Source organism: Streptococcus sp. HMSC073A12 (genome assembly GCF_001812815.1).
Taxonomy (GTDB): Bacteria; Bacillota; Bacilli; order Lactobacillales; family Streptococcaceae; genus Streptococcus; species Streptococcus vaginalis.
The window spans coordinates 1-592 of sequence record NZ_KV810570.1 but is presented as its reverse complement, the minus strand read 5'-3'; the positions used below and the strand labels follow the sequence as shown (position 1 = coordinate 592).

The 592-nt window shown below is 38.9% G+C and carries 1 protein-coding gene; it reads left to right on the top strand.

The window, feature by feature from the left end; all coding sequences use genetic code 11:
• On the top strand, positions 1–412 hold a 412-nt coding region (locus tag HMPREF2876_RS10040; protein WP_142350131.1), incomplete at its 5' end, for a transposase.
• Between the last annotated feature and the right edge of the window lie 180 nt (positions 413–592).

The following is a 592-nucleotide window of genomic DNA, read 5'->3' as shown; positions in this document are numbered from 1 at the left end:
AGAGTACGAGATTCTCCTCTCCATCTCTGGTATCGCTGAAACAACAGCCACCTCTATCATAGGCGAATTAGGAGATATTCGCCGTTTTCAGTCTGCCAATCAAATCAACGCCTTTATTGGAATTGATCTCAGACACTACAAATCTGGAAACTTTCTGGCTCAAGAACACATCACCAAACGGGGCAATCCTTATGCCAGAAAGATTCTCTTCAAGACCATTCACAACATTGCTTCGGCCAGCCATACCAATCCTTGCCACATTGCGGACTTTTATGAGAAACGAAAAAGACAATCGCAGACGACTTCAACTAAGCCTCATACGATTGCCTCAATGCATCGCCTCATACAGACAATGTATTACCTCATTACGCATAACAAACTTTACGATTACACTTTAACCCAAAATCATTAAAGCCGTCTATGCTCTATTATTGTAACACCTTACAAAAATTTCGCTAGGTATGGTGTTGATTTTGTGTACTCTTTTTCCAATCAAAAGAGCCAAAAAGGGCTAGGATAAACTATTAAAATCAAATCAATCATCAATTCTTTGACTGAAAAACATTGAATTGCTTGACAAATGGTAGAAAAA